Origin of the sequence: Rubrivirga aquatilis (assembly GCF_046845665.1) — a bacterium.
GTDB lineage: Bacteria > Bacteroidota > Rhodothermia > Rhodothermales > Rubricoccaceae > Rubrivirga.
Map to the genome: position 1 here is coordinate 480,242 of NZ_CP177355.1, position 23,521 is coordinate 503,762.

Genomic DNA, 23,521 nt, shown 5'->3' on the forward strand with positions numbered 1-23,521 from the left:
TATCGATGCGGAGGCCCAGGAGTTAACCGGCAGGTGTCGGTTCATGGGCCGTCCGACAGGGCGCCCACGCCGCTGACGCCCGGGGCACCCCAAACGAGACGCGCGCCCGCTCCCAGAGGCGGGAACGGGCGCGCGGTGCGGCCGGCGACGAGGAGGCGACTACGCTGCCTCGGGCGCGTCGAACAGGCCGTCCACCGAGAGGTAGCGCTCGCCGGTGTCATAGCAGTAGGTCAGCACACGGGCGCCGGCCGGGAGGTGGGGGAGCGTCTGGGCGACGGCCGCCAGCGACGCGCCGGACGAGATGCCAACCAGCATCCCTTCCTCGCGGGCGGCGCGCCGGGCGTAGGCCCTGGCGTCGTCACCGGAGACCTGGACGGCGCCGTCCACCAAGTCCATGTCGAGGTTGGCCGGGATAAAGCCGGCGCCGATGCCTTGTATGGGATGCGGGCCGGGGTCGCCGCCCGAGATGACCGGGGAGGCGTCCGGCTCGACGGCGAACACCCGGAGGCCGGGCATCTCACGCTTGAGAACGCGGGCTACGCCGGTGAGGTGGCCGCCGGTGCCGACGCCGGTGACCAGCGCGTCGAGGCCGTCGGGGAAGTCGGCCAGGATCTCTTGGGCGCTGGTCTCCTCGTGGACGCGCGGGTTGGCGGGGTTCTCGAACTGCTGGGGCATCCAGGCGCCGGGCGTCTCGTCGAGGACCCGATGGGCGCCCTCGATGGCGCCCTTCATGCCGCCGGCGGCCGGCGTCAGAACGAACTCGGCGCCGTAGGCCGCCATCAACGTGCGGCGCTCGACGGACATGGACTCGGGCATGGACAGGATCACGCGGTAGCCCTTGACGGCCCCGACCATGGCGAGGCCGAGGCCCGTATTGCCGCTCGTGGGCTCGACGATGGTGCCGCCGGGCTGGAGTTCGCCGGAGGCCTCGGCGGCCTCGACCATCGAGAGCGCGATGCGGTCCTTGATGGAGCCGCCCGGGTTGGCGCGCTCGAGCTTGATCCAGACGGTGGCGTCCGGGCCGTAGAGGCGGTTGAGGCGGACGTGAGGGGTCCGGCCGATGGTGTCGAGGATGGAGTCGTACGGCATCGAGAGAGGGAGGCGTTAGATGTGGTACTCGATGGGCGAAAGGACGGAGGTCTTACCGTCCTGAGTCCGGAGCTGGGCGACGTGGGTCACGACCGAGCCCGGGGGGACCGACCGGGTCAGCCAGACGTTGCCGCCGATCACGCTCCCGGCCCCGACGACGGTGTCGCCGCCGAGCACGGTCGCGTTGGCGTAGAGCACGACGCCGTCCTCGACGGTCGGGTGGCGCTTGGTCTCGGCGAGCGCCTTGTCGACGACGAGGGCGCCGAGCGTGACGCCCTGGAACACCCGGACATGGTCGCCCAGGACAGCCGTGGACCCGATGACGACGCCGGTCCCGTGGTCGATGGCGAACGACGCGCCGATCTGAGCGCCGGGATGGATGTCGACGCCGGTCTCGCGGTGGGCGTGCTCGGCGAGCAGGCGCGGAACGAGGGGGACGTCCTGCTGCCAGAGGGCGTGGGCGATGCGGTGGACGGCGGTCGCGTAGAAGCCCGGGTAGGCCAGGATCACCTCCTCGACGCTCTCCGCGGCCGGGTCGCCGTCGAAGGTGGCCCGGGCGTCGAGCAGGAGCGCGTCGCGGAGGTCGGCGAGGCCGGCGAGCGACTGCCGCGCGAGCGCGTCGGCGCGGTCCGGGGCGGTGCAGCGAAGGAGGCCGCCCAGGAGTTCGAGGTAGCGCCGGGCGTCGGCCTCGGCGCTGGCGGCGTCGTGGCCGTGGGCGAACTCGGGGAAGAGGAGCGCGAGCGCGGCGTCGGCGGCGGCGTCGCCCTGGGCGCGGAGGCCGCCGGGGCGGGTGTGGGCCCGCCGGGCGGCCTGCACGTCGGCGAGGAAGGGGTCGGGGACGTCGGGCATGGGAGGGGCCGGAAACCGGCTCCTCACCCCGACCGGACGGCAAAGGTCCGGGCCGGTCTTCTGGATCTCGGCGGCGGGAGCGGTGGGGGGACCCACCAGTCGCACAGGGGCGGACGTGCGTCGGGCCGCCCACCGACGGCTACAAGTGGGCGTTGACGAACGGGAGCAGCCGCCGCCAGCCGCGGTTGTTGCCGGCCCAGTTGAGCAGGCCGATCTGGACGCCGTGGAGCGAGCCGGCCACGTTGACGATCGCGATGCTGAGCCCGCGCATCTCGCCCCGGACGTTCGAGTACGGACTGATGGCGACGCCGCGCAAGACGCCGTCGCGGGGGACGTGGACCGTGCCTCCGGCGACCAAGAGCCCCCGGGCGTCCGCGCTCCCGACGCCGAGCCCACCCACGGCGACCCCTCGGAGCGACGCCGCCCCCGCTCCGATACCGCCCACCAGGAGCCCCTGAGCCTGCCCCCCCACACCAACTCCGACGCCGCCCAGCGCGATTCCCAGGAGGTCCCCGCCGACGCCCGCCCCGACGCCGCCCACCACCAGGCCCGTCGCGCGTCCTCCGATCCCGACGCCGATGCCGCCGACGCTGATCCCCACGAGATCGCCACCCGCCCCCACGCCGACGCCGCCGACGCTGATCCCGACGAGGTCCCCGCCCGCCCCCACGCCGACGCCGCCGAGGCTCACCCCCGTCATGTCGTCGCCGCTCCCGACGCCGAGCCCCCCCGCTACGATCCCGACGAGGTTGCCGCCCGCCCCCACGCCGAGCCCGCCAAGCGCGACACCCCGGACATCTCCGCCCGCACCGACCCCGAGGCCGCCGACGGCGATCCCGTCGATGCGGTCGGTCGCGCCCACGCCGCCGACGGCGAGCGCGAGTCCCTCCACGACGGCGCCCCCTGTGATGGGCAGCCCCAGTGCGAGACCCGCTACCCGCGCCAGGCTGTCGGCCGGCGCCTTCGGGCTGAGGACGGTCGCGTTGATTCCCACGACGCGTCGGAGCTGTCGGTCGCGGACGTTGAGCCGGACCCCAACCACCCGAGGCACGTCTCCGATTCCGATCCCGACGCCCCCGGCTCCGATCAGAACGCCTCCGGACGGCGGGTCGGTCGGCTGGGCCACGCTGGCGGTGGCAGTGAGGAGGACGCCGACGAGGAGGGCGAGACGCATCAGTCGCAGGGGAAGAGAAGCAATGCGGCCCTACGCGCGCCTATGAGTCCAGTTGCGACCCCATGGAAGTCGACCCATGCGAGAGCGGGCTGCCGCGACAGAGATCCCTCCTCCCCAAAACAAGCGAACGCCCACCCCCCGAGAAAGGGGATGGGCGCTCTTTCCGGTCGACCATGGCGGTGGTCGGGTCCGGTCGGGGGCTGGCGGGGCCGAAGCGGGCCGCCAGCGGGTTGGTCTGCCTCGGGATGTACGCCGAGGCGGGGGCTCAGGTCCCGGCGGAGTAGTCGGTCGCGTAGACGACCTGCTCCTCGGTCAACGTGTCGATCTCGAGGCCCATGGTCTCCAGCTTCACGCGGGCGATCTGCTGGTCGAGTTCCTCGGGGAGGTCGAGGACGCCGTTCGGCATGTCCTCGCCAGCCTCCTTGGACTGGATCAGCGCCAGGTGGGCCTGGAACTGGTTGGCAAAGCTCATGTCCATGACCTCCGAGGGGTGGCCCTCGGCGGCGGCCAGGTTCACGAGCCGGCCGTCGGCGAGCACGTAGACCTTCTTGCCGTTGTCGAGCGTGTACTCGCGGTTGTCGTCGCGGATCATCCGGGTGTCCTGCGAGATCTCGGCGAGCTCCTTGAGATTGAGCTCGACGTCGTAGTGGCCCGTGTTGCAGACGATGGCGCCCTCCTTCATCGAGGCGAAGTGCTCGCCGCGGATGATGTCCTTCATGCCGGTCGCGGTCACGAAGATGTCGCCGACCTTGGCGGCCTCCTCCATGGTCATCACGCGCATCCCGTCGAGCGTCGCCTTGAGGGCGGCCGTCGGCTTGATCTCGGTGACGATGACATTCGCGCCCATGCCCTTGGCCCGCATGGCGACGCCGCGGCCGCAGTGGCCGTAGCCGGCGACGACGAAGTTCTTGCCGGCGATCAAGACCGACGAGCCGCGCAGGATGCCGTCGAGCGTCGACTGGCCCGTGCCGTAGACGTTGTCGAAGTCCCACTTCGTCTCGGCGTCGTTGACGGCGTAGACGGGGTAGCCCAGCTTGCCGTCGGCGGCCATGGCGCGCAAGCGGTGGACGCCGGTCGTGGTCTCCTCGGAGCCGCCGAGGATGTCCTTCAGCTTCTCCGGGAAGGCGGAGTGGACGCGGAAGATGAGGTCGGCCCCGTCGTCGAGCGTCGTGTCGGGCGTCTTGTCGATGGACCGGTCGATGGACCAGTAGAAGCCCTCGGTGTCCTGGCCGTACCAGGCGTAGATCTCGATGCCGTCCTCGTCGCCGTTCGGGCCCATCGCGAGCGCGGCGGCGACGGAGTCGTTGGTCGAGAGCGGGTTGCAGCCGCTCCAGGCCACTTCGGCGCCGCACGCCTTGAGCGTCTCACAGAGCACGGCGGTCTCCTTGGTGACGTGCAGGCAGCCCGTGATCTTGTAGCCGGCGAACGGCTTCGACTGGCTGTACTCCTCACGGAGCTTCATGAGCACCGGCATCCGGCTCTCGGCCCACTCGATGCGCATCCGGCCCTCAGGCGCGAGCGCGAGGTCGGCGACCTTGTACTGTCCTTCCTTGTGATCCATAGCAGCAGGGGGAGGTGGGCCGGCGAGCCCGGCGCGGGTTTCAATGGGAACTGAAATCTAGGGTACGGGGTGCCCCGTCGTCCGCTAGGTCTATGCAAAGTCGACGCTCACGCGGTGTGCAGGGGGCCTGCCGCCTGGCCGCGACGAGCACGCTGACGCTCGCATCCCCCGCGCCGAACCCGGACGGTCTCAGTGGTCCGCTAGCTGGGCCGGGGCGACGAGAAGTTCTCGGCGCGGACGGCTTGCTCGGGGGCCGGCCGCGCGCGTGTCAGACGGCCGCGGCGGACCTCGCCGCCGCGGTGAGCGCGTCGGCGAGGTCCGTCCGCTCCCACGGGAACGCGTCGCGGCCGAAGTGCCCGTACGCCGCGGTGTCGCGGTAGCGGGGGCGGACGGACGCGTCGCCCGAGATCAGGCCGAACCGCTCGATAATGGCGCGGGGCCGGAGGTCGACGTGCTCCGTGACGAGGTCGGCCAGTTGGGCGTCGGTCATCCCGTCGCGCACCGTGCCGTTCGTTTCGACGCGGATCGAGACGGGCTGCGCCACGCCGATCGCATACGCCACTTGGACGAGCGCCTCGTCGCACAACCCGGCGGCCACCAAGTTTTTGGCCACGTGACGCGTCGCATACGCCGCGCTCCGGTCCACCTTCGAGGGGTCTTTGCCCGAGAACGCGCCGCCGCCGTGCGCGCCCTTCCCGCCGTACGTGTCGACGATGATCTTGCGGCCGGTCAGGCCGGTGTCGCCGTGGGGCCCGCCGATTACGAACCGGCCCGTCGGGTTGACGTGCAGGATGAGCGCGTCGTCGACGAGGTCGGCCGGGAGGACGGCCGGGAGGATGTGCTCCCGGACGTCGGCCTGGATCTGAGCCAGCGCCGCCGCGTCGTCGTCGGGATGGATGTCCTCGTGCTGGGTCGAGAGCACGACCGTGTGGACACGCGCCGGCGTCCGGCCGTCGGCCGCGTACTCGATGGTGACCTGGCTCTTCGCGTCCGGCCGGAGGTACGTCATGTGCTCGCCAGCCTTGCGGACGTCCGCGAGCCGCTTGACGAGCCGATGCGACAGCATCAGCGCCAGCGGCATGAGCGTGTCCTCATCCTCGCGCGTGGCGTAGCCGAACATCATGCCCTGATCGCCCGCGCCCTGGTCGGCGTGGAGGCCGCGGTCGTCGTCGACGCCCTGCGCGATGTCGGCCGCCTGCTCGTGGATGGAGACGAGCACGCCGCAGCTCCGGGCGTCGAACTGCAGCGTGGGGTCGGTGTAGCCGATCTCCTCGATGGTCCGGCGGACGACCTCCTGCACATCGACGTAGGTGTCGCTCGTGACCTCGCCCGAGACCACCACCAAGCCCGTCGTGCACAGCGTCTCGATGGCACACCGGCTGGCGGGGTCGCCCGCCAAGAAGGCGTCCAAGAGCGCGTCGGAGATCTGGTCCGAGACCTTGTCGGGGTGGCCTTCGGAGACCGATTCAGACGTAAACAGCGTGGGCATGAACGATGGGATCGTCGGGAAGGCCGGAAGATAGAACCCAGCCGAGACGCCGAGGGAGATGCCGACCGCTCCTACTCGCTGGCCTCGCACGCCGACGGGCAGACGCGGTAGAACGCGAGATGCCGACTGCGACGGACGAGCCGGTGCCGAGGGTCGCGGCGGAGCGCCGGCGCCACCTCGCTCTGGTCCTGGACGAGCGCGTACGACGCCCCCAGACGGTCCGCGTAGACGGTCCACTCGCCGACCTCCTTGGGCCCCAGCGAGACCGCTCGGCGAGTGTAGTACGCTGGGATCCGGGCGTCCTGCGTGGTGAGCATCACGGCGCCGTCGGGCGTTGTCTCTCGGATAAAATCGTACAACGCCTCTTCGTCGGTCGGCGTGATCGGCTCCACCGGCTCGACGGCCCGCTCCATGAACCGGCCGCCGTAGGACACGCCCACGGCGACCGCCAGCGCAGCCACCACGACCCGTTGTCGGCTCCGGTTGTCGCGGCCGATCCACCACACGCCGACGACGAGGTAGAGGTAGTACAGCGGGTAGACCGGGAAGAGATACCGGACCCCCGAGAACGACCACGGCAGCAGCGCCATCACGTACAGGACTGCGAACGCCTCGGTCGCTCCGAACCGGCGCCTTGCGCAGTGTGCCACGCCAATCCCGACGGGTACGAGGGCGAGGAGGGACAGCAGATTCTTGAGCCCGCTTGCGCCTGGGACCTCCCAGAGGGGGTAACTGGCCCGCGCGTAGTTCGTGACCTGGGCTGGAATGCGCGTCGGGATCTGGGAGAGCCGCCCCAACAGGTTGTCTCGCACGAGCGCCCCATAGCCTGGATCGGCGCCCCTACCTGCGTCGGCCCCTTGCTCCGATCTGGCGCGATCACCGACGCCGGGACTCGCGGGGGCCCCGAGGTCGACCGACGCCACCCCGACCACGAGGACCAGCCCGATCCCCATCGCCACGAGCGCCCACCGCTCGAACCGCCGGGAACGGATCACCCCTGGCAGGAGGAGAGCGGGGACGAGGACCACACCCAGCGTGCGCGTCGCCACCGCGGCCCCGACCGCGAGACCGGCGAGGACGGCCCATCGGCCCCACCGGTCCCGCTGTCGCGAAGCCCGATCGGCCGCCAACAGGCTGAGCACGACGAAGAACATGAACGGGAGGTCCGAGAGCGGCGGGCCGGTGCTCGCGAGGAGGCCGGGCTGGAAGGCGACTCCCCCCGCGACCGCCACCGCGAACGGGTCGGGCACCCACGCCCGCGCCATCGTGGCGGCGAGCCACGCCGTCCCAAGCAGACACACCGACGCGACCACGCCCAGCGCCTGCGGGCTCGGCCCGAACACGGCGAGGACCGGAGCGATGAGCAGCGGGTAGCCAACGGGATACGCCGCCGGCGCGAGGAAGCTGTAGGGGCTTGGGATGTACCCGGTGTCCGCGTATGGCCGCCCGGAGATCAGGCTCTCCGCGTGGAGGAGGTACTGGAACGAGTCTCCCCACCACGTCCCCGGCTGAAAGGTGAGCAGATGGACGCCGAACGCCACCACCAGCAGCGCGCCGACCACGACGTGGAACTCTCGGCGAGCCGACCACAGGCGAGCGAAGGGCGCTTGACGAGATCGAGGGCTCGGCATCAGGAGGGGCGGGTCGTCGTCGCGTACCCGAGGGCGTTCGCGACCTGAGACACCGCCATCAGCGCGACGAGTCGCCACGCGCGCGCGCCGGCGGCGTGGCGAAGCGGATAGCGAACGAGGTCCGTGTAGAAGGCGAGCGGCTCGGGGTCGGGCCCGGCCGAGTCGGGGCGTAGATGGTGATAGTACCGGGCGCCCCGGCCGTAGCCGACGTGCTGGCGCCAGAACGACCGCAGTCCGAGCGCGTGCGCGTGGAGAACGACCGCGTCCGGCACGTGCCCGAAGGGACGCCCCGCCTCGTGCCAGCGTGCGCAGAGGTCCCGGTCCTCGCCCGCGGCGAGCGGGAACGTCTCGTCGAACCCGCCGAGGGCTCGGAACGCATCGGCCGGGAGCGCGAGGTTGTTCGAGGCGACGAGCGGGACACGCCCGCTCTCCGGCCCGAAGTACTCGTAGAGGTAGTCGATGAGGAGTTGGCTGGCCGACGAGAAGGCGTTGTCCGGAAGCGCGTTGAGGGTACGCCCCCCCAAAAGGTGGTCCGGCGCGAGGGCGTGGGCGTCGGCGAGGGTCCGTGCCCATCCCGGCTCCGGCTGGCAGTCGTCGTCGGTGAACACGAGGAGCGCGCCCGCTGCCCAGGCGGCCCCGGCGTTGCGCGCCGCCGCGGGCCCCGCGTTCGGCTGGCGGAGGAGGCGGAGGTTCAGCTGGCGCTCGAACGGGGCCGCGACGACAGCCGCAGGCGACGGGCTCCCATCGTCGACGACGATCACCTCCAGGCCCCCCCCTGGCGGCTCCTGCCGGGCCAGCGCCGCCAGGCACGCCGCCAGCCGGGCGGGCCGGTCGTACGTCGGGACGATGATGCTAACGGAGGGCGCACTCATGGCGAGGCCGGGGCGACCGGAGCGGGCCGCAGAGCCCGCAGAAGCGCGAACACCTGCCGGATGGACGCTCGGCCGCCGGGCAGCCCCAGCCAGACGGCCACGTAGACGGATGTGAACACGGCCGCGCCAGCGCACAGCTCCAGGATCGCTCCCCCAGGATACCGGCCGGCCGCCGCCCACTCAGCCAGCCCCGCCAACACGGCGCCGAGGACCGGCCGCCACGCCGCCGAGACCAGGTCCCGCGCCTGGACCACCGATCCATGAAGCGCGACCGCCAGCTCGGGAACCGCGAGGACGGCGGTCCCCACAAAGAACCCGACCGCTACGCCGTACACCCCCCACTGCACGCCGATCACGACGGCGACGACCATCACGGGGGTCGACACGAGGCCCCAGCGGAACTGCTGGCGCGTCCGCCCCTCCGCCAGGAACAGCCACTGGGCCACCTTCGAGAAGCAGCGCAGGAACGCCGCCGCCGCCAACCACCGCAGTAGAGGGGTCGCCGCGAGCCACTGGCTCCCCAGCAGCACCCGGACGATCGGGTCGGCCGCGACGACGACGAACGCCAGCGTGGGGAGCACGAGGGCCAGCACCGGCAACATGCTGCGCTGGACATACCCTCGGAACACAGCCGCCTCGCCCTGCACACGGCTCAGTCCCGAGACCGCCACGCCACTGAGGGGGGCAAACACCTGCTGAAGCGGGAAGAGGGACCACCGGTATGCATTCTGATACAGACCGAGCACGCTCGCGCCGCCGACGTAGCCGATCAGGATGCGGTCGAGACGCCGCCCGACGTGCTCCAGGACCCCGAAGCCCGCGTACGGCGCGCTGTACCCGGCGATGGCCCGGAGCCCTGAGTGCCGCCACGTCCTCGGCTGCCACGACGGCCGCCACCCCGAGGCCGCCCAGTAGAGCACCGTCTTCCCGGATTCCGTCACGAGGAGCTGGACGATGAGGGCCCAGACCCCTGCGCCGCTCCATGCCGCCGCCACCCCCGCCGCCATGCCCACCGCCACGGCACCGACCGAGATGACCGAGAGCACCCCAAACCGCATCTCGCGCATCAACACGGCCTCGTGCGGCGCGCCGAGCGCGAGCACGAACAACCCGACCGCCGTCGCCGCCGTCAGCCCGACCAGCCGAGGCTCGCCGAAGAACCACGCGAGAAGTGGCCCTCCCGCAGCCATCAGCAGACAGATCCCCCCTCCCAACGCGACGGTCGCCCAGAACGTTGCCGCTGCGGCCTCGGGCCGGATCTCGTTGCTGTGGACGAGTGCCATCGGCAGCCCGAAATGCCTGACGCTGTAGACGACCGACGCGAGAACGCTCACCATCGCGATCAGCCCGAAGTCCTCCGGTGTGAGCAGCCGAGCCAGCGCGGCCGTCGACCCGATGCTGAGGAGAAGTACGCTCCCTTGCTCTCCGAACCGCGCGAACCCGGAGCGGATCGACCGCTGCCCCACACCGTCCCGCCCCCCGACCACGCTGGGCGGGTCGGAAAGCGCACCGTCGGACGGCGAGCGCATGGATTGGGGTGAGGGGTCCGAGATCATGCGTCGACGGTGGCCCCCTCCAGAAAGGTCGGCCGAGCCCTCAGCGCGTCCACGCGCCGGTACGGGCCTTCACGCCAGGTCACCTGGTGGCGACTCGCGTGAGGCGAGTCGTGGTCGATGAACGAGACGTAGGTACGGGCGCCCGCGAACAGGTCTCGCTCGCGGTGGCTCGCTGCCGTCGCCGAGAGCGAGATGCGCGCCACGCCGAGGGCACGGAGGACGGGGTGCGTCGGAATGGGTCGGGCCATGGGGCTAGGCGTCGATCAGGCCGCGCGCTCGGAATGCCTCGGCCATCTGCTGTACCGCCACCTCCATGGGCTGTGCCGGTGCGTAGCCCAACTCACGACGCGCCTTGTCAATGGAACACACCCGGTCCATCACGAACATCTCGCGCTCGTGGGCGCGTGGCAAGGTGTGGCCGGTGGCCCGGAAGAGCAGTGCGTCTGCGCGCAGGTACGCACGGTGGAGAGTGGCCGGGACCCCCGCTGGCGGCGGCGGCACGCCCACCGACGCCGCGATAAGGTCCACATACGACCGCCACGTGATGGCGTCAGACCCAGCCAGGACGTAGGTCTCGCCGGCCGCCGCCGGTGTGTTCGCGCACCGGACGAGGCCATCGGCGATGTCGCGAGTATGGGCCGGCGTGATTCGGTTCGCCCCGCCGCCTACGAGCCGAAAGGCTCGGCCCGCGATCACCTGGTACAGTCCAGCCGTCCGGACGGCGGTCGGCCCGACCGTCTTCGAGATGCGCGCGATGACGACCGGCAGGCCGGTCTCCGCTTCGACGCGGCGAAGCGCGGCCTCGCCTTCGGCCTTGCTCTGTCGATACGGCGAGTTGGGGCGGAGCGGGCGGCTCTCGTCCACGACGCCGCCCCTTGTCAGGCCGTAGACGCCCACAGTGCTAGCGAACACGAAGCGGCCGACCCCTGCCGACGAGGCCGCCTGGGCGAGAGCTTCCGTGGCGTCAATGTTGACCCGCCGCGACGTCGTGGCCGTCTCAGGAGGCCGCCCGCGCGCTACGGCGAGGTGGTACACCACGTCGCATCCGCGAGCGGCCTCCGCAAGCGCACCCGGGTCGTCGAGGCGGCACACGACCGTCTCGACGCCGAGCCCCGCAAGATGAGCCGTATCGCTAGACGGCCGAACGATCGCGCGGACGTGCATGCCCTCTTCCACGAGGCGGTCCACGAGCACACGGCCGATTTGGCCGGTGGCTCCGGTGACGAGGGCAGTCATACTCGTGGGGGCGAGGAGGAACGCTTCTGGGCTAGCGTCCGGCGTGAGAGATAGTGGTCGCGGTTTAGCTCGTACGCCTCCATGCGATGCTTCGCGCCTGTGGCGCCGCGGAGCAGCCCGACCACCTCACCGACCGCCACCGCGCCGAGGCTAACGCTCAGCGATGGGAGAGCGCGCAGCACACGCCCGACGGGCTGCTTCGTCCGCCGAAAGCCGCGCCAGAGGTTCGGCAGGTACATCAGCGGCGTCAGTGGTGAACCCGCCACGTATAGCAGCCGGCGCCAGAGCGGCCACCCCTCTCCCTCTACGCGGGAGGCCGCCGTCAGGCGCCCTTGCAGGTACAGCAGGTGGGTCGCCGCCCAGAGCTTCTCGATGTTCATGTGCCGGACCTGAGCACGGGGCTCCAGATAGAGGCGATGGCCCTGGGCACGCAGTTCGGTCAGCAGGTCGCCCTCAAAGTCGAGGAGCGCCCCGAGCCGATCGCCGAACGCCAGGAGCCGGTCGCGCTTGTACGCCGTGTTGTGCCACGCGACGTTGTCGACCTCGCCCGCCTCGACGGGCTCCGTCAGGGCGAGGTAGGCGGGGTAGTAGTTGCTCCAACTCACCGCCGACTCCGGGTTGGCATTGCGGATCACCGGCGAGACGCCCGCCCACGGGCCCTCGTGAGCGGAGAGAAGGGCTTCGGCATAACCGGGCTCCGGGTACGCGTGCTCCTCGACCATCGCGACGATGGGCGCCTGCGCTACCCGGACCCCCTTGGCTGCCGCCTGCCCCCGGTGCACGATCGGCCCGGCTTCTACGACCTGGTGGGTGGGGAAGCCATCGAGCTCGGCCGTGTCCGGCCCGAGCGCCTCGCGCGACTCGGCCACGACGATGAGCTCCATCTGGTCATGGACCGTCTGGTCGAGAAGGTGCTGGATCGTCTCGCGGATCTGGCCGAAGTCCGTTGGGGTCACGACGACGATGGAGATGTCAGGAGGCATACGAGTCAGTCGAGCAGTGGGGCAAGGTGCCGGGGAGCGCCAACGAACGCCGGGAGCGGTGCCCGGCCGAGCGCCGCCCACAGCGTCGGCGCCACATCGAGAGCGTCGATCTCGCCGACGGCCCCCCGTGCGTCGAACGCCGGGCCGGCGGCGGCCATGAAGCCCCACCGGGTGTGGTCGCTCTCGCGGAAGAACTCCGGCTCGTCCTGCACCAACTCGGCGCGAGGGTGGCTCACGCGGCGCAGAAAACGGGGGATCGGGCGCCAGTGGACGAACAGGTCCGGCAGGTCGTCCGACGCGTCCGGCCCGAAGACGTCGCGCGTTCGCTCGACGCATTCGACGACCCGCTCGCCCGTCTCCGGATCGACGAGTTTCAGGAAGTCCGCCTCGATGCGATCGAGGAGAGCCCCGTACTCCTCTGGAGCGACGGTCCCCTCTGGCTCTCGGCCCTGCAAATTGATGCGCGCGAACGTGGCGTACGCCGAGGGGACCGAGAAGGCCGTGGTGCGTGCCCAGTCGGTGCCGGTTCGGTACTGGTCGGCAAGCAGGGCCTCGCGACGCTCGCGCGGGAGGCGGCGGCTGAGCGCGATCCGGAGGGACTCGGGAAGCCATCGTCTCGCCAGGTCCAGGGGTCGCCACGACCTCCCCGACGACGGCGGCGGAGACGCTTGATAGCCCAGCTCGCGGAAGAACGCCTCGCTGATGCCGGTCATCGGGAACTGATCCCGCATCCCGACCGACGAGAGCACGACGACGTTGGCCTCCCCGACGCTCTCCACCAACCGGCCCAACTCGCAGTCGATGGCTTGGTAGAGGGTTCGGGTCGCGTGCGTCAGGGGCCCATCGGCGACACCGAACGGGTTGCCGGGTCGGTACGTCCAGAGCTGGTGCCCGCCGGTGTGGGCCTCGCCGAACCCCGCCACGACGAGGTCGCAGTCACCGCCCCGGATCAGGTGACGAACGAGGGCGCCCTTGCGTGGGACGCGGGCGAGCAAGCGCTCGTAGATGGCCCGGTCCTCCGCCTCGGTGCTCCGCAGGCGCTCCTCGATGGGGTCGTGAGGGCCGAACACGCGCTCTGCGTCCGTCAACACCGAGGCCGGCAGTGCCGACGGCTCGGCCTCCGGGTTGTGGACGGCCCAGTCCGAAAGCTGGACGCCCCGGAGTCCTGGAATCGGCCGGATGTCCGGGACGTCCACGACGGCGATCCGGGCGCCGTCGGCGAGGTGCGCCCAGAACGGGGGCGCGTCGATCTCGTGGCCCGCGACGAGTCGAAGGTCGTAGCTCCCGGTCTGGAGCTGGCGGAAGTAGTGGTAGCCGTGTTGGGCCCGCGAGATGCCGCTCAACAGCGACACCCAGGCGCCGTGCTCGATGTTGAGCTCCGGCCCGCCGACCCGGCCCCACCAGCCGCGCTCCATCGCGCGGTGGAGGGACGGAAGATGCCCCTCCGCGGCCCACTGGACGAGCAAGTCCGGGTCGGCGGCGTCGATGCAGAGGACGACGAGGGGCGTGTCAGTCATGAGCGGCGACCCGGGGCGCGGCCTGGACCTCGCGGTAGAGATCGAGGAAACGGTCGACGCAGATCGCATCGGTGTAGAGTCGCTCCGCACGCACGCGGCCCGCGGACCCCATGCGCTCGGCGCGCTGGCGGTCGCCGAGCACGCTGACGAGGGCCGTCGCGAGGGCGTCGGCGTCGCTCGGCAGGACCGTGTACCCGGTCTCGCCGTCGTCGACGATCTCCGCCAGCCCGCCCGACCGGCTGACGACGGCCGCCGTCCCCCGCATCATTGCCTCGGCGGCGACCAGCCCGAACGGCTCGGCCCAGGTCGAGGGAGCGGCCTGTACCCACGCCGGCGCGAGCACCTCCTCCAGCGCCCCGCGCTCGACGTGTCCGGTCCACGCCACCGCGTCGGCGACTCCCAAGGCCGTCGCGCGGCGTTCGAGCGCGCCCCGCTCGGGGCCGTCTCCAGCGATCAGGAGGCGAGCGTCCGGGATTGTGCGGCGCACGCGGGCAAAGGCATCGAGAAGCACGTCCACACCCTTTGTCGACACCAGGCGCCCGGCAAACCCAACCGTCGGCGGGCCGCTGAGGGGCGGTCGCTGCGGACGACGAGGGACCCCGTTCGGGACGACGAGGTCGGCCGCCAGCCCGCTGGCCGCGAGCCGCTGGCGCATCCAGTCGCTGGCGACGGTGATCCGGTCGAAGGCCCCGCGCCACTCGGCCCACAGACGCATCTGCGCCATCACGGGCAGCCAGTCACGGAGCGGCAGGCACCCCTCCCGATAGCACGCCGGGCCGACGGCCTCGTGACACGCCCGTCCGCTGGGGAGCTGCCGCGTGCTCGTCGGGCAGATGGGTCGGTAATCGGCCACGCTGTAGATCGCCGGCACGTCGCGGAGGACCGGCAGGATGAGGGGCGAGAGCTGTGTCAGGAAGAGCTTGACGTGGACCACGTCCGGTCGGAACTCATCGAGGACGGTTCGCAGGCTGCGCGCCGCCCATGGATTCGCGCACTGCAGGAGCGTCCGGAACGGCGAGGTCGTGCCGACACACGTGTCGTCCGCCTCGATCGGGACGTCGAGAGGCCGGGCCGTGGTGCTGAACAGGCGGGCGTCGTGGCCGAGCGCGCACAGCTGGCGTCGCAGCGTCAGCATAAACGCTTCCGCGCCGCCGGTCGGCGTTCCATAGTCATTGACGAGGAGTACACGCACGGCTAGACGGGCGCCTCGACCGGGTCCGAGGGCACGACGAGTGAGGGGCCCGGCGCGCGGCGGTACCAGCCGACCGCCTCCTGAATCGCGTCGGCGAGAGGCGTCTCGGGGCGGTACCCGAGCACCTGCCGCGCCTTGGAAAGGTCGTAGCGACCGCTGGCCAGGAAGAGCGCGTACCCGTGCGCGCGCGGCATCTCACGCCCGGTAGCCTGGTAGACCGCCGAGGCGAGCGAGCAGTACAGGCGGAACGGAGCGGCGGGCCGGTGCGCCACCGGCGGCGCGACCCCGAGCGCCTCGGCGATAGCAGCGAGGAAGCGGCGGAGCGTGATCGGCTCGCGCCCCGCGAGCAGGAACGTCTCGCCCTCCACGCCCGGCGTCTCCGCACACAGGCGGAGCCCCGTGACCAGATCGCCGACCGGGCAGAGCGGGAGGACGTTCTCGCCCGGCCCGATGACCTGAAACCCTCCCCGCTCGACAGCGCCGAACAGCCCCCGCCAGTCGGTTGCCCGAGCGCCGATGACGGACGCGAACCGCGCCGTGACGACGGGCAGCCCGTGCCGCTGGCGGTACGCCTGGACGAGCGCTTCAGCCGCAGCCTTGGTCGAGCGATAGGGCGAGTTCGGCCGCAGCGGTCGGCGTTCGTCGATCCTCCCGGTCGTCACGAAACCGTAGACGCCGCCGGTGCTGCACTGCACCATCCGCTCCACGCCCGCGTCGAGGGCCGCCTGCGCCACGTTCCGCGTTCCGCCCACGTTGATGGCCTCGAACAGCCCACGCGAGCCGCCCTGGCTGGCGGTCCGGCCGGCGAGGTGGTAGACGTGTCGGCACCCGGCCACCGCACGCTGCACGGCATCGGCCTGCCGGATGTCGCCGCGCGCGACCTCGACGCCAAGCGCGTCGAGCCACGACACGTCATCGCCCGGCAGCGCCAGCGCGCGCACCTGGTGGCCCCGCTCGACGAGGTGCTCGACGAGATGGCTGCCGATGAACCCGGTGGCGCCGGTGACCAGAGCGTCCATGTCGCTGCGGGCTACGTGTGGGTGGGTGAGACGTCCGCCAACGGGCTCTCCCCTTGAGGTGCCAGTAGGTCGGAGAGCACCTGTCCGTCCAGATCGTCGGGGACCGGTTGCCCCAGCAGGTGCAGAATCGTCGGCGCGAGGTCGAGCGTGCTGGCTCGATCCAGCTCGGCCTCGGCCCGGATCCGAGGGCCCCCAGCGATCAGGAAGCCGTCGGGCGCGTGCTGCGTCTGTCGCAACGCGAAGCCCTCCATCGAGACCGTCCCGACCCGAGGGTGCCGAACGGCCCTGATGGGGCCTTCGCCGGCCCACTGCACGACGAGGTCCGGGAGCTCCTCCGCGCTCGGCCCCGGGTACACGTCCGAAATCCGCACGACATCGTGGACGGCCGGCTCGCCGGTCTCCACGTTCACGAGCTGCTTCAACTCGACGCGGATCTCGTCCAGGAGCGCGTCCAGGTCCGCTCCCTTCTCGACCGTGCCGTGCGGCTCGCGCCCCTTCAGGTTGGCGCTGACGAACCCCTGGAAGTGGTCGCCTTCTAAGGGAAAGGCTCGCGTCTGGTCCCAGTCGATGCCGTGGCTGAAAGCACTGGCGTGCGCACGGTCGTGCGCGGCCTCCGACACGAGGTGCGTGTTGATGAACCGGCGGGCAGCGTCGGGGATGAACTCGCGGAGCTTGCGGGTCTGCTGCAACACACGGCCCAGCAGGTCCTCGGGGGCCGGGTGCTGAGCCGGGAGGAGATACCCCAGCTTCTCCAAGATGTCGTGCAGGAGGTGGTTTGCAGAAACGTTCGTCTCCAACCCGTGGACCGAGAACACGAGATACGTGGTGTTCTCGGGTAGGTGCTCGAAGACGCTCGCGAGCGCCGCGTCGAGCTCGCTGTGAATCCGTGGGAGCGCGTCCTTCAGGTCGTCCGGCGTGGACGGGTTGTGCGCCCAGTGCCCGGGGTGGCAGTGATGGTAGAACTGGTGCCCGGCGTAGTGGATCTCGGAGAACACCGAGATAAAGAGGTCCCAGTCGTCGAGGCCGAGCAGGTACTCGGTGGCCTGGCGCTTCTTCTCCAGGTTCGCCGAGAGCGTGTCGTAGATGCCTCGCTCCTGCCGGTGCGACCGAGTCACCGTGACTTCGGGAGGGTGCGGGTACGGCCCGAAACGGCGTTCGATGTCGTCCACAGCGGAAGGGGGCTCCGACGCAGCGGTCTTGAGCAGCTGGTAGTGCTCGCCCCACGCACAGATCTGTACGCCGTCGACGCCGTCGATGGGGAAGGTCTTCGGCACGTCGAGCGCTCCCAGTTTGACGCCGGTCCCGCGCAGGTACGACCAGAACGGAAGGACGCGGCAGTGATGGGCGTCCACGCGTTCGATCCATGTCGTGCCGCGCTGGAGCTGGAGGTGGTTGTAGAAGGCGTGCTTCGCCGGCGTCGTCCCCGTGTTGGCCGTCGGCCACGGCGAGTCGCCGAAAAGGCGGCGGGTCGAGTCGAGGCGGACGAACGCGCCCGTCTCCAACAGCGATTTGAGGAAGGGCATCCGGCCGTCGTCCGCCCACCGCTGCATCAGGTCGACATCGCAGGCGTCGAGCCCGAGGAGGACGAGGGGGGCGTGGTCAGAATCGTTCATGGCGAGCACAGAGAGGGGCGGAAGAGATCGTCAGTCCGCCGAACGCGGACCGACCGTCACCGGCGAGCCGGTGCGTGCCGACGCCGCGGCGGCTTCGACGAACGCGAGGCTTCGGCAGCCGTCCTCCAGCGTCGCCAGCGCGGCGGGGCGGCGGCCCGCGCACGCCTCGGCAAAGGCCGCGAACGACCGGACAAAGGAAGCGTCGCCGGGCGTCGCAAGCGTACGGCGGACCCCGTCCCGGACGGCGCGGGCGACGCGTCGAATCTGCGCCGGGCGTCCGTACGCGAAGGCCGGCGCCTCGACGACGGGGGAGGCGGACCGCAGGCGGTCGTAGCGGAGGCGCCCGTCGCGGCCGATGATCTCGACCCGGTCCTCGTCCGTCGCGCGGAGCGAGACCATCATCTGAACGGTCGCGCCGCCGTCGAGGCGTCCGGTCACAGCTGCGGTCACGCCCTCGGCGTCCGCCTCGTCCTGCACGTCGGTCCAGACCGAGACGAACGCCTGGCCGGTGAGATGGCGGACGAGGTCGGCGTGGTGCGACCCGAGGTCGAGCAGCACGCCTCCGCCCGTCGCTCGGCGCGTCTTCCAGTCTGGCAGCGGCCGCGCGGCCGACGTGAACACGGTCCGCACTGCGACGAGGGCCCCGACGCGCGCGACCTGTGACTGCGCCGCCTCGACGAGCGGGTGGAAGCGGTAGTTGAACCCGACGGCCCCGACCGTCCCGGCCGACCGGCAGGCCTCGACCACGCGCTCGGCGTCCGCCCGTCGCGTGGCGATGGGCTTTTCGAGGTAGACGTGCTTGCCTGCCTCGAAGGCCGCCACGGCAAGGTCCGCGTGCGTAGCGGGCGGCGTGGCGATGACGACCGCTTCGACGGCGGGATCCGCGAGGAGGGCCCCGGCGGACGCGTACGGTGTCGCGCCCGGGACACGTCGCGCGGCGGCCTCTCGCCGCGTGGCATCGGGCTCGGCCAGCGCCACGACGCGGACGCCTGACACGCGAGAGAGTGCGTCGAGGTGAACGCTCTCCGCGATGTCACCGCACCCGATGAGTCCGACCTGTGTCATGCTAGAACGACCAGTGGGCAAAGTCCTGCCCGGTGAACTCCCGGAAGAGGGCCGCGTCGTCGGCCAACTCCTCAACGAGCCGAGCGCGGAGGTCCGGGGAGACCTCCGGCTTGGAGAACGCCCTCGACACGGGGTACAGGACCGCGTCCCGGATGAACCATCGGTACGGGGCCGGCAACCGGTTCACCTGCTGCATCGGCCAGGAGGCCGCGATCCGGTGGCCGAGCGCGGTGCGGCGTCGCTTCCGGGAGGTCCGGTGCCACTCGAACCCGAACCGGGCGTCCCACACCTCGGGGTCTGCCCCGACGAAGGCGAAGACACGCCGGAGCGTCTCCCGGCGGTGCGTCCGCAGATCGTCCTGTTCGACGACGAGGATGGCGTCGCGGTCGTAGTACGCGAGGTAGCGCTCGATCTGGTACCAGTACCGGCTCTGGCGGAGGTAGGACTTGGCCGGGTCCAACACGGCGTCGGTGAAGGCGCGTGTCTCCGATCCATTCGCCAGGCTATGGCAGTACTGGGAGACGAGCCGGTCGATCGGGTCTCGGACGAGGTAGATCAGCTTCGCCTCCGGCACGAGGGCGTGCATCCGCTCGGGGACGGCGTCGTACCTGGGGTAGCACGTGTACTGAGGCGAGGCCTCGCCCCGAATCCGCGTCGCCGCGTCGAACTGGCGGCGGTACCAGTCGACGCCCCGGTCCCAGTTCCACTCTTTCGCGTAGAACGCCAACTCCTTCTGCGAGGGCATCCCGATCTCCGGGTGCAGGCGGAGGTAGTTGTACAGACTCGTCGTCCCGCACTTCATCCCCCCGATCACGATGAACGTCGGGAGGGCACCGGCGAGAGCCGGAGGAGCCATCGGAGACGGGACGGTGGACGGGGTCATGCCTCGAAGGTGTAGCCGTTGAGCGTCTCGAAGCGGTCCGTCAGCCGGGCGACGGCGTCGCGCTGGGCGCTCGTCCACGCAACGGTGTGGCGGCTCTGGTTGGGCTTGGCGCGGACGATCCCCGCGCACGCCGTGAGGTAATCCTCTGGCGCGTCGAGGCCGAGAGCGAGGCACAGCGTGCGCAACTCGGCGGCCGGGTCTGTGACGAGCGTTTCGTGGCGGAGGTCGATCCATTCGCTCGCCTCGACGCATTGCCGGGTGTGATCGGCGATTTCGCAGAGCGCTTGGTACCGGTCGATGGCCGCGTCGAGGTTGAGCGGCCGCCCGTCGTATTGGGCTGCTCGCCTGGCGATCGTCGCGATGTTGTCGTACGGGTTCCGGACGCCGTGGACGATGCGGAGCGGAACGCCGACGGTGCGCCGGAGGCGGCCGAGCAGCCAGGGACGGGCGCGCAGCCGAAGCGCCGCCCCCTCCCCGTGCTTGTCGCCGATGATGCGGAGCCGCCGGAACCGGCCCTGCCACTGCCCGGGCACGTCGTAGACGTATTCAGTCGTGCCCCGGCTCGACGCCCCACGCCGCGCGCTGTCCGCCAGCAGGACGGCGAACAGGCGATCCCGGCCGAACCGGGCGTGGACGTGCTTCAGCGCAGCCGCCTCATGCGAGATCGCCGCGTTCGGGTGTGCATCGAGGAGCGCACCGACGAGGCTGTGCCCACTCCGGGGGTATCCGACAAACATGACGTACCGCTCCACTCCATCGAACACGGTGGAATGGCGCCGAGCGGGGGCCGTCGTGGCCGCGAAGCGCCACGCGGTCTGGAGCGCGTCGTGCGCGTAGGCGCGAGTGTGCTCCGCGAGGGTCTGAGGGGGGCGCGTACGTTTCATCGGGTACCGGCCTGGGACGGCCCCCCGGCTCGCCTGCGGGCGTCCTCCCAGGCTGCGAGGCGGACCAGACAGCGGAGGCGCTCGCCGCTTGGGGGCAGGGACCACACGTTGTGCTCGCGCCCCAGGTACAGGGCGTCAAGGAGTTCGTCGGTGGAGGGCACGGCCATGCGCTAGCGGGGGACGATGGTCTCGCCCGCGCGGCGCTCGGACCTCGCCAGCTCGCGGCGCTCGGTCGCCTGCGCCTTGGCCTCATCCACGGTGAAGTCCTCGTGGTACGACCGCTCCACGTTGACGTCCCACAGGTCGTGCGTGCTGCCGTCGCCCGCCGTCTGGCCCAGGATGTTGCGGGCGGCCAGGAGCGCCGTCAGCATGGAGTGGTCCTGGTTGTTGTAACGGTGCATGCCGGCGCGGCCCGTCGTCTGGAGGTTCTCGAAGCCATCGAGGTAGCCCTGAATCGTGGCGAGGTGCGCCTTGTAGGTGCCGTCGTACACGGGGTACGCCATCGGCTGGCGGATGACGACGCCGCCTTCGACGGCGCCGGCCGGGGCCAGCCCGATCTCCGCCAACTCCCGCGTCGCCAACGCGACGAGCGCGTCGTCGTCCATGTCCCAGGTCTCGTCGCCGCGCGTGCAGAAGTACTCCAGCCCGAGGCACGTCTTAGAGGGGTCCGGCACCATCTCGGGGCTCCAGTTCTTGAAGTTCTGGATGCGCCCCACGCGCACCTCGGGGCTGTGGATGTAGATCCAGTTGTCCGGAAAGAGGTCTGTTCGGTCGATGACGAGCGACACGATCAGGAAGTCCCGGTAGCTCAGCCCACGTGCCGCTTCCAGCACTGCCGGCGGTGCTGGCGGGTCGAGTCGACAGACCAGATGCGTGATCGGCATCGAGTTGACGACGTGATCGGGCTGGACGGTTCGCTCGCCGTCCGCACCGCGAAGCACGGCTGACGTCACGCGCCGCTGGCCGTCCACCTCGGCGTGCGTCAGTCGCACCACCTCGGTCTCCATCTCGACCGCCCCGCCCATCCGCTCGACGTGCTCGGTGGCACGCTCCCACATCATGCCGGGCCCGAGGCGCGGGTACTGGAACGTGCCGATGAGACTGGTGTCCTTCGTCTTGCCCGTGAGCGCGTGCAGGATGGCCCGCTTGAGCGAGAGCTCCTTGATGCGCTGAGCCGCCCAGTCGGCGCGGATCTCAGTGCAGGGGATGCCCCACACCTTCTCGGTGTAGGTCTTGAAGAACGTCCGGAAGAGCCTCGGGCCAAAGCGGTTGGTGACCCACTCCTCCAGATTCTCGGCGTCCGGGAACGGCGGCCGGAGGCGCGTCCAGAGGTAGCTAAACAGGATCCGCGCGCTCTCGACCACGCCCAGGTTGCGGAACGTGGGCCACAGTCGGAGCGGGTACGGGAAGAACTTGCCCCGGTAGTAGATCCGCGAGAGGCGCGGCGTCTGGATGAAGTCGTCCCCCAGGATCTCGTGCCACAGCTCCTCGACCTCGCCCACCTTGGTGAAGAAGCGGTGCCCGCCGATGTCGAACCGGTACCCCTCGTGCATCTCCGTCCGCGAGATGCCGCCTACCTGATGGGACTTCTCGGCCACGAGCGTGCGGACCCCCTTCTTTTCGAGCACGTAGGCCGCCGTCAGCCCGGCGGGTCCTGCCCCGACGACGAGGACGGGAGACGGAGAGGGAGTGTCAGACACGCGACGGCGGGGCAAGGGAACGGGCTGCGGAGTCGCCCCGCACGGAGCGGACGAGCGCGAGCACGAGTCCGGCACCGCTGCACCCGTAGTAGAGCGCGTGCCAGGGGACGGCTCGAAGAGCGAAGCCGGGGCTCCGGACGCGAGACAGGGTTCTGTAGAACCGGTGATTGAGCCCTAGAAATGCACATACCGCTACCGCCGCTACGGGCAATGCCGCACGCGGACGGAACGGCGCCACGACGCCAGCCGCCAGCATTGCCCCGACCGCCGCCACGCTTCGCCGGCTCCGACGATCCACGTTCAGGCTGTCGTCGATGCCGCCGCGCTGCAGCAAGAGCTCGGCCCACGGCGCGGCGCGGCGGAAGACGTCGGTGCGGATCATGTCGGCGGCCTCCCACACCTTCAGGTGCGTCACCTGGAGGTCGGGGTCCAGTTGGATGCGGTGCCCGGCGTCGGTGAGGCGGTAGCCGAGCTCGATGTCTTCGATGCACGGGACCGGGTAGGACTCGTCGAAGCCGCCGAGCGCCTCGAACACCTCGCGCCGGACCGCCCCGCACCCCGTCCAGAACGTCGAGAGCGTGTCCCCGGCCGACTGGTGGGTGTAGTGGTGGAGCAGGTTCCGGTACTGCGAGAGGAACGCGGGGTCGCCGGGCGTGGCGTCGTAGGACCCGACAAGAGCGCTCATCTCCGGGTCCGCCTCGAAGCGCTGGCGGACGCGCTCGACGGTGTCGGGCCGGACCACCACGTCCGCGTCGACGAAAAAGAGAATGTCGCCCGATGCGAGATCCGCCCCTCGGTTGCGGGCGATGGCGGGTCCGCGCGCCCTCGGCTGCAGGACCGCCTGCACGCTCGCTCGGGAGGGAGGGAGGTCTCGCCAGGCGCCGTCGGTCTCGCCGTCGGCCACCACGATCCACTCGTCGCCCTCGCCGAGCGAAGCCGCCAGCGCCGCGGCGCAGCGGCGGAAGGCGTCGCCGCCGTTGTGGACAGGGACGAGGACGGAGACCGTGGGACGGGACACGCGGTGTGCTTCGGCTGGGCCCCTCCGCTTCGGGTGCGAGAAGGGGCCGGTAGGGTACGGTGTGGCAACCTGCGGGGGGGCCCGGCGGGTCGCTGGCTGGGGTGAGGCCCCCCTCGGTGGGTGACCTGGAGGACGAGGGTCCAGGGTAGGGACAGCGGCGGCAACGACAAGCGCCGCGGCACCGCAATTG

The 23,521-nt window shown here is 71.0% G+C and carries 20 protein-coding genes; all 20 read right to left on the minus strand.

Annotated features, from left to right (window positions below; translation table 11 throughout):
* Window positions 1–159: 159 nt before the first annotated feature.
* Entirely contained in the window at window positions 160–1,089 is a 930-nt protein-coding gene (cysK, locus tag ACLII4_RS02020) for a cysteine synthase A (protein ID WP_412069226.1), read from the minus strand.
* A gap of 15 nt (window positions 1,090–1,104) precedes the next feature.
* A complete protein-coding gene (locus ACLII4_RS02025; protein WP_412069227.1) occupies window positions 1,105–1,938 on the minus strand; it encodes a serine O-acetyltransferase in 834 nt (277 codons plus the stop codon).
* Window positions 1,939–2,077: 139 nt separating this feature from the next.
* Window positions 2,078–3,112, minus strand: a complete 1,035-nt coding sequence (locus ACLII4_RS02030; RefSeq protein WP_412069228.1) for a hypothetical protein — start codon at window positions 3,110–3,112, stop codon at window positions 2,078–2,080.
* A 265-nt stretch (window positions 3,113–3,377) separates the two neighbouring features.
* On the minus strand, window positions 3,378–4,673 hold the full coding sequence (locus tag ACLII4_RS02035) for an adenosylhomocysteinase (protein ID WP_412069229.1): 1,296 nt from the start codon (window positions 4,671–4,673) through the stop codon (window positions 3,378–3,380).
* Between the two features lie 268 nt (window positions 4,674–4,941).
* The gene (metK, locus tag ACLII4_RS02040) at window positions 4,942–6,162 is read right to left on the minus strand and encodes a methionine adenosyltransferase (protein WP_412069230.1); all 1,221 of its coding nucleotides are present in this window, start codon (window positions 6,160–6,162) and stop codon (window positions 4,942–4,944) included.
* A 71-nt stretch (window positions 6,163–6,233) separates the two neighbouring features.
* Entirely contained in the window at window positions 6,234–7,793 is a 1,560-nt protein-coding gene (locus tag ACLII4_RS02045; protein WP_412069231.1) for a glycosyltransferase family 39 protein, read from the minus strand.
* A complete protein-coding gene (locus tag ACLII4_RS02050) occupies window positions 7,793–8,665 on the minus strand; it encodes a glycosyltransferase (RefSeq protein WP_412069232.1) in 873 nt (290 codons plus the stop codon). The genes ACLII4_RS02045 and ACLII4_RS02050 overlap by 1 nt, the downstream gene beginning before the upstream one ends.
* A complete protein-coding gene (locus ACLII4_RS02055; RefSeq protein ID WP_412069233.1) occupies window positions 8,662–10,194 on the minus strand; it encodes a lipopolysaccharide biosynthesis protein in 1,533 nt (510 codons plus the stop codon). The genes ACLII4_RS02050 and ACLII4_RS02055 overlap by 4 nt, the downstream gene beginning before the upstream one ends.
* A gap of 23 nt (window positions 10,195–10,217) precedes the next feature.
* The gene (locus ACLII4_RS02060) at window positions 10,218–10,469 is read right to left on the minus strand and encodes a hypothetical protein (RefSeq protein WP_412069234.1); all 252 of its coding nucleotides are present in this window, start codon (window positions 10,467–10,469) and stop codon (window positions 10,218–10,220) included.
* A gap of 4 nt (window positions 10,470–10,473) precedes the next feature.
* Window positions 10,474–11,457: an NAD-dependent epimerase/dehydratase family protein gene (locus ACLII4_RS02065; protein ID WP_412069235.1), complete on the minus strand. Its 984-nt coding sequence runs from the start codon at window positions 11,455–11,457 to the stop codon at window positions 10,474–10,476.
* A complete protein-coding gene (locus ACLII4_RS02070) occupies window positions 11,454–12,440 on the minus strand; it encodes a hypothetical protein (protein ID WP_412069236.1) in 987 nt (328 codons plus the stop codon). The genes ACLII4_RS02065 and ACLII4_RS02070 overlap by 4 nt, the downstream gene beginning before the upstream one ends.
* A 5-nt stretch (window positions 12,441–12,445) precedes the next feature.
* Window positions 12,446–13,957: an alkaline phosphatase family protein gene (locus ACLII4_RS02075; protein ID WP_412069237.1), complete on the minus strand. Its 1,512-nt coding sequence runs from the start codon at window positions 13,955–13,957 to the stop codon at window positions 12,446–12,448.
* Window positions 13,950–15,149, minus strand: coding sequence for a glycosyltransferase family 4 protein (locus tag ACLII4_RS02080; RefSeq protein WP_412069238.1), 1,200 nt, complete (start codon window positions 15,147–15,149; stop codon window positions 13,950–13,952). Before ACLII4_RS02080 ends, ACLII4_RS02075 begins: the two co-directional genes overlap by 8 nt.
* A gap of 2 nt (window positions 15,150–15,151) precedes the next feature.
* Window positions 15,152–16,168, minus strand: coding sequence for an NAD-dependent epimerase/dehydratase family protein (locus tag ACLII4_RS02085; RefSeq protein ID WP_412069239.1), 1,017 nt, complete (start codon window positions 16,166–16,168; stop codon window positions 15,152–15,154).
* Window positions 16,169–16,179: 11 nt separating this feature from the next.
* On the minus strand, window positions 16,180–17,781 hold the full coding sequence (locus ACLII4_RS02090) for an alkaline phosphatase family protein (protein ID WP_412069240.1): 1,602 nt from the start codon (window positions 17,779–17,781) through the stop codon (window positions 16,180–16,182).
* A gap of 30 nt (window positions 17,782–17,811) precedes the next feature.
* A complete protein-coding gene (locus ACLII4_RS02095) occupies window positions 17,812–18,846 on the minus strand; it encodes a Gfo/Idh/MocA family protein (protein ID WP_412069241.1) in 1,035 nt (344 codons plus the stop codon).
* 1 nt (window position 18,847) lies between these two features.
* Entirely contained in the window at window positions 18,848–19,729 is an 882-nt protein-coding gene (locus ACLII4_RS02100) for a sulfotransferase family protein (protein WP_412069242.1), read from the minus strand.
* Window positions 19,726–20,613 (minus strand): sulfotransferase, encoded by an 888-nt coding sequence (locus ACLII4_RS02105; protein WP_412069243.1) that lies wholly within the window; start codon window positions 20,611–20,613, stop codon window positions 19,726–19,728. Before ACLII4_RS02105 ends, ACLII4_RS02100 begins: the two co-directional genes overlap by 4 nt.
* Window positions 20,614–20,783: 170 nt before the next feature.
* Window positions 20,784–22,313: an NAD(P)/FAD-dependent oxidoreductase gene (locus tag ACLII4_RS02110; RefSeq protein ID WP_412069244.1), complete on the minus strand. Its 1,530-nt coding sequence runs from the start codon at window positions 22,311–22,313 to the stop codon at window positions 20,784–20,786.
* Window positions 22,306–23,331: a glycosyltransferase family 2 protein gene (locus ACLII4_RS02115; protein WP_412069245.1), complete on the minus strand. Its 1,026-nt coding sequence runs from the start codon at window positions 23,329–23,331 to the stop codon at window positions 22,306–22,308. The genes ACLII4_RS02110 and ACLII4_RS02115 overlap by 8 nt, the downstream gene beginning before the upstream one ends.
* Window positions 23,332–23,521: the final 190 nt, after the last annotated feature.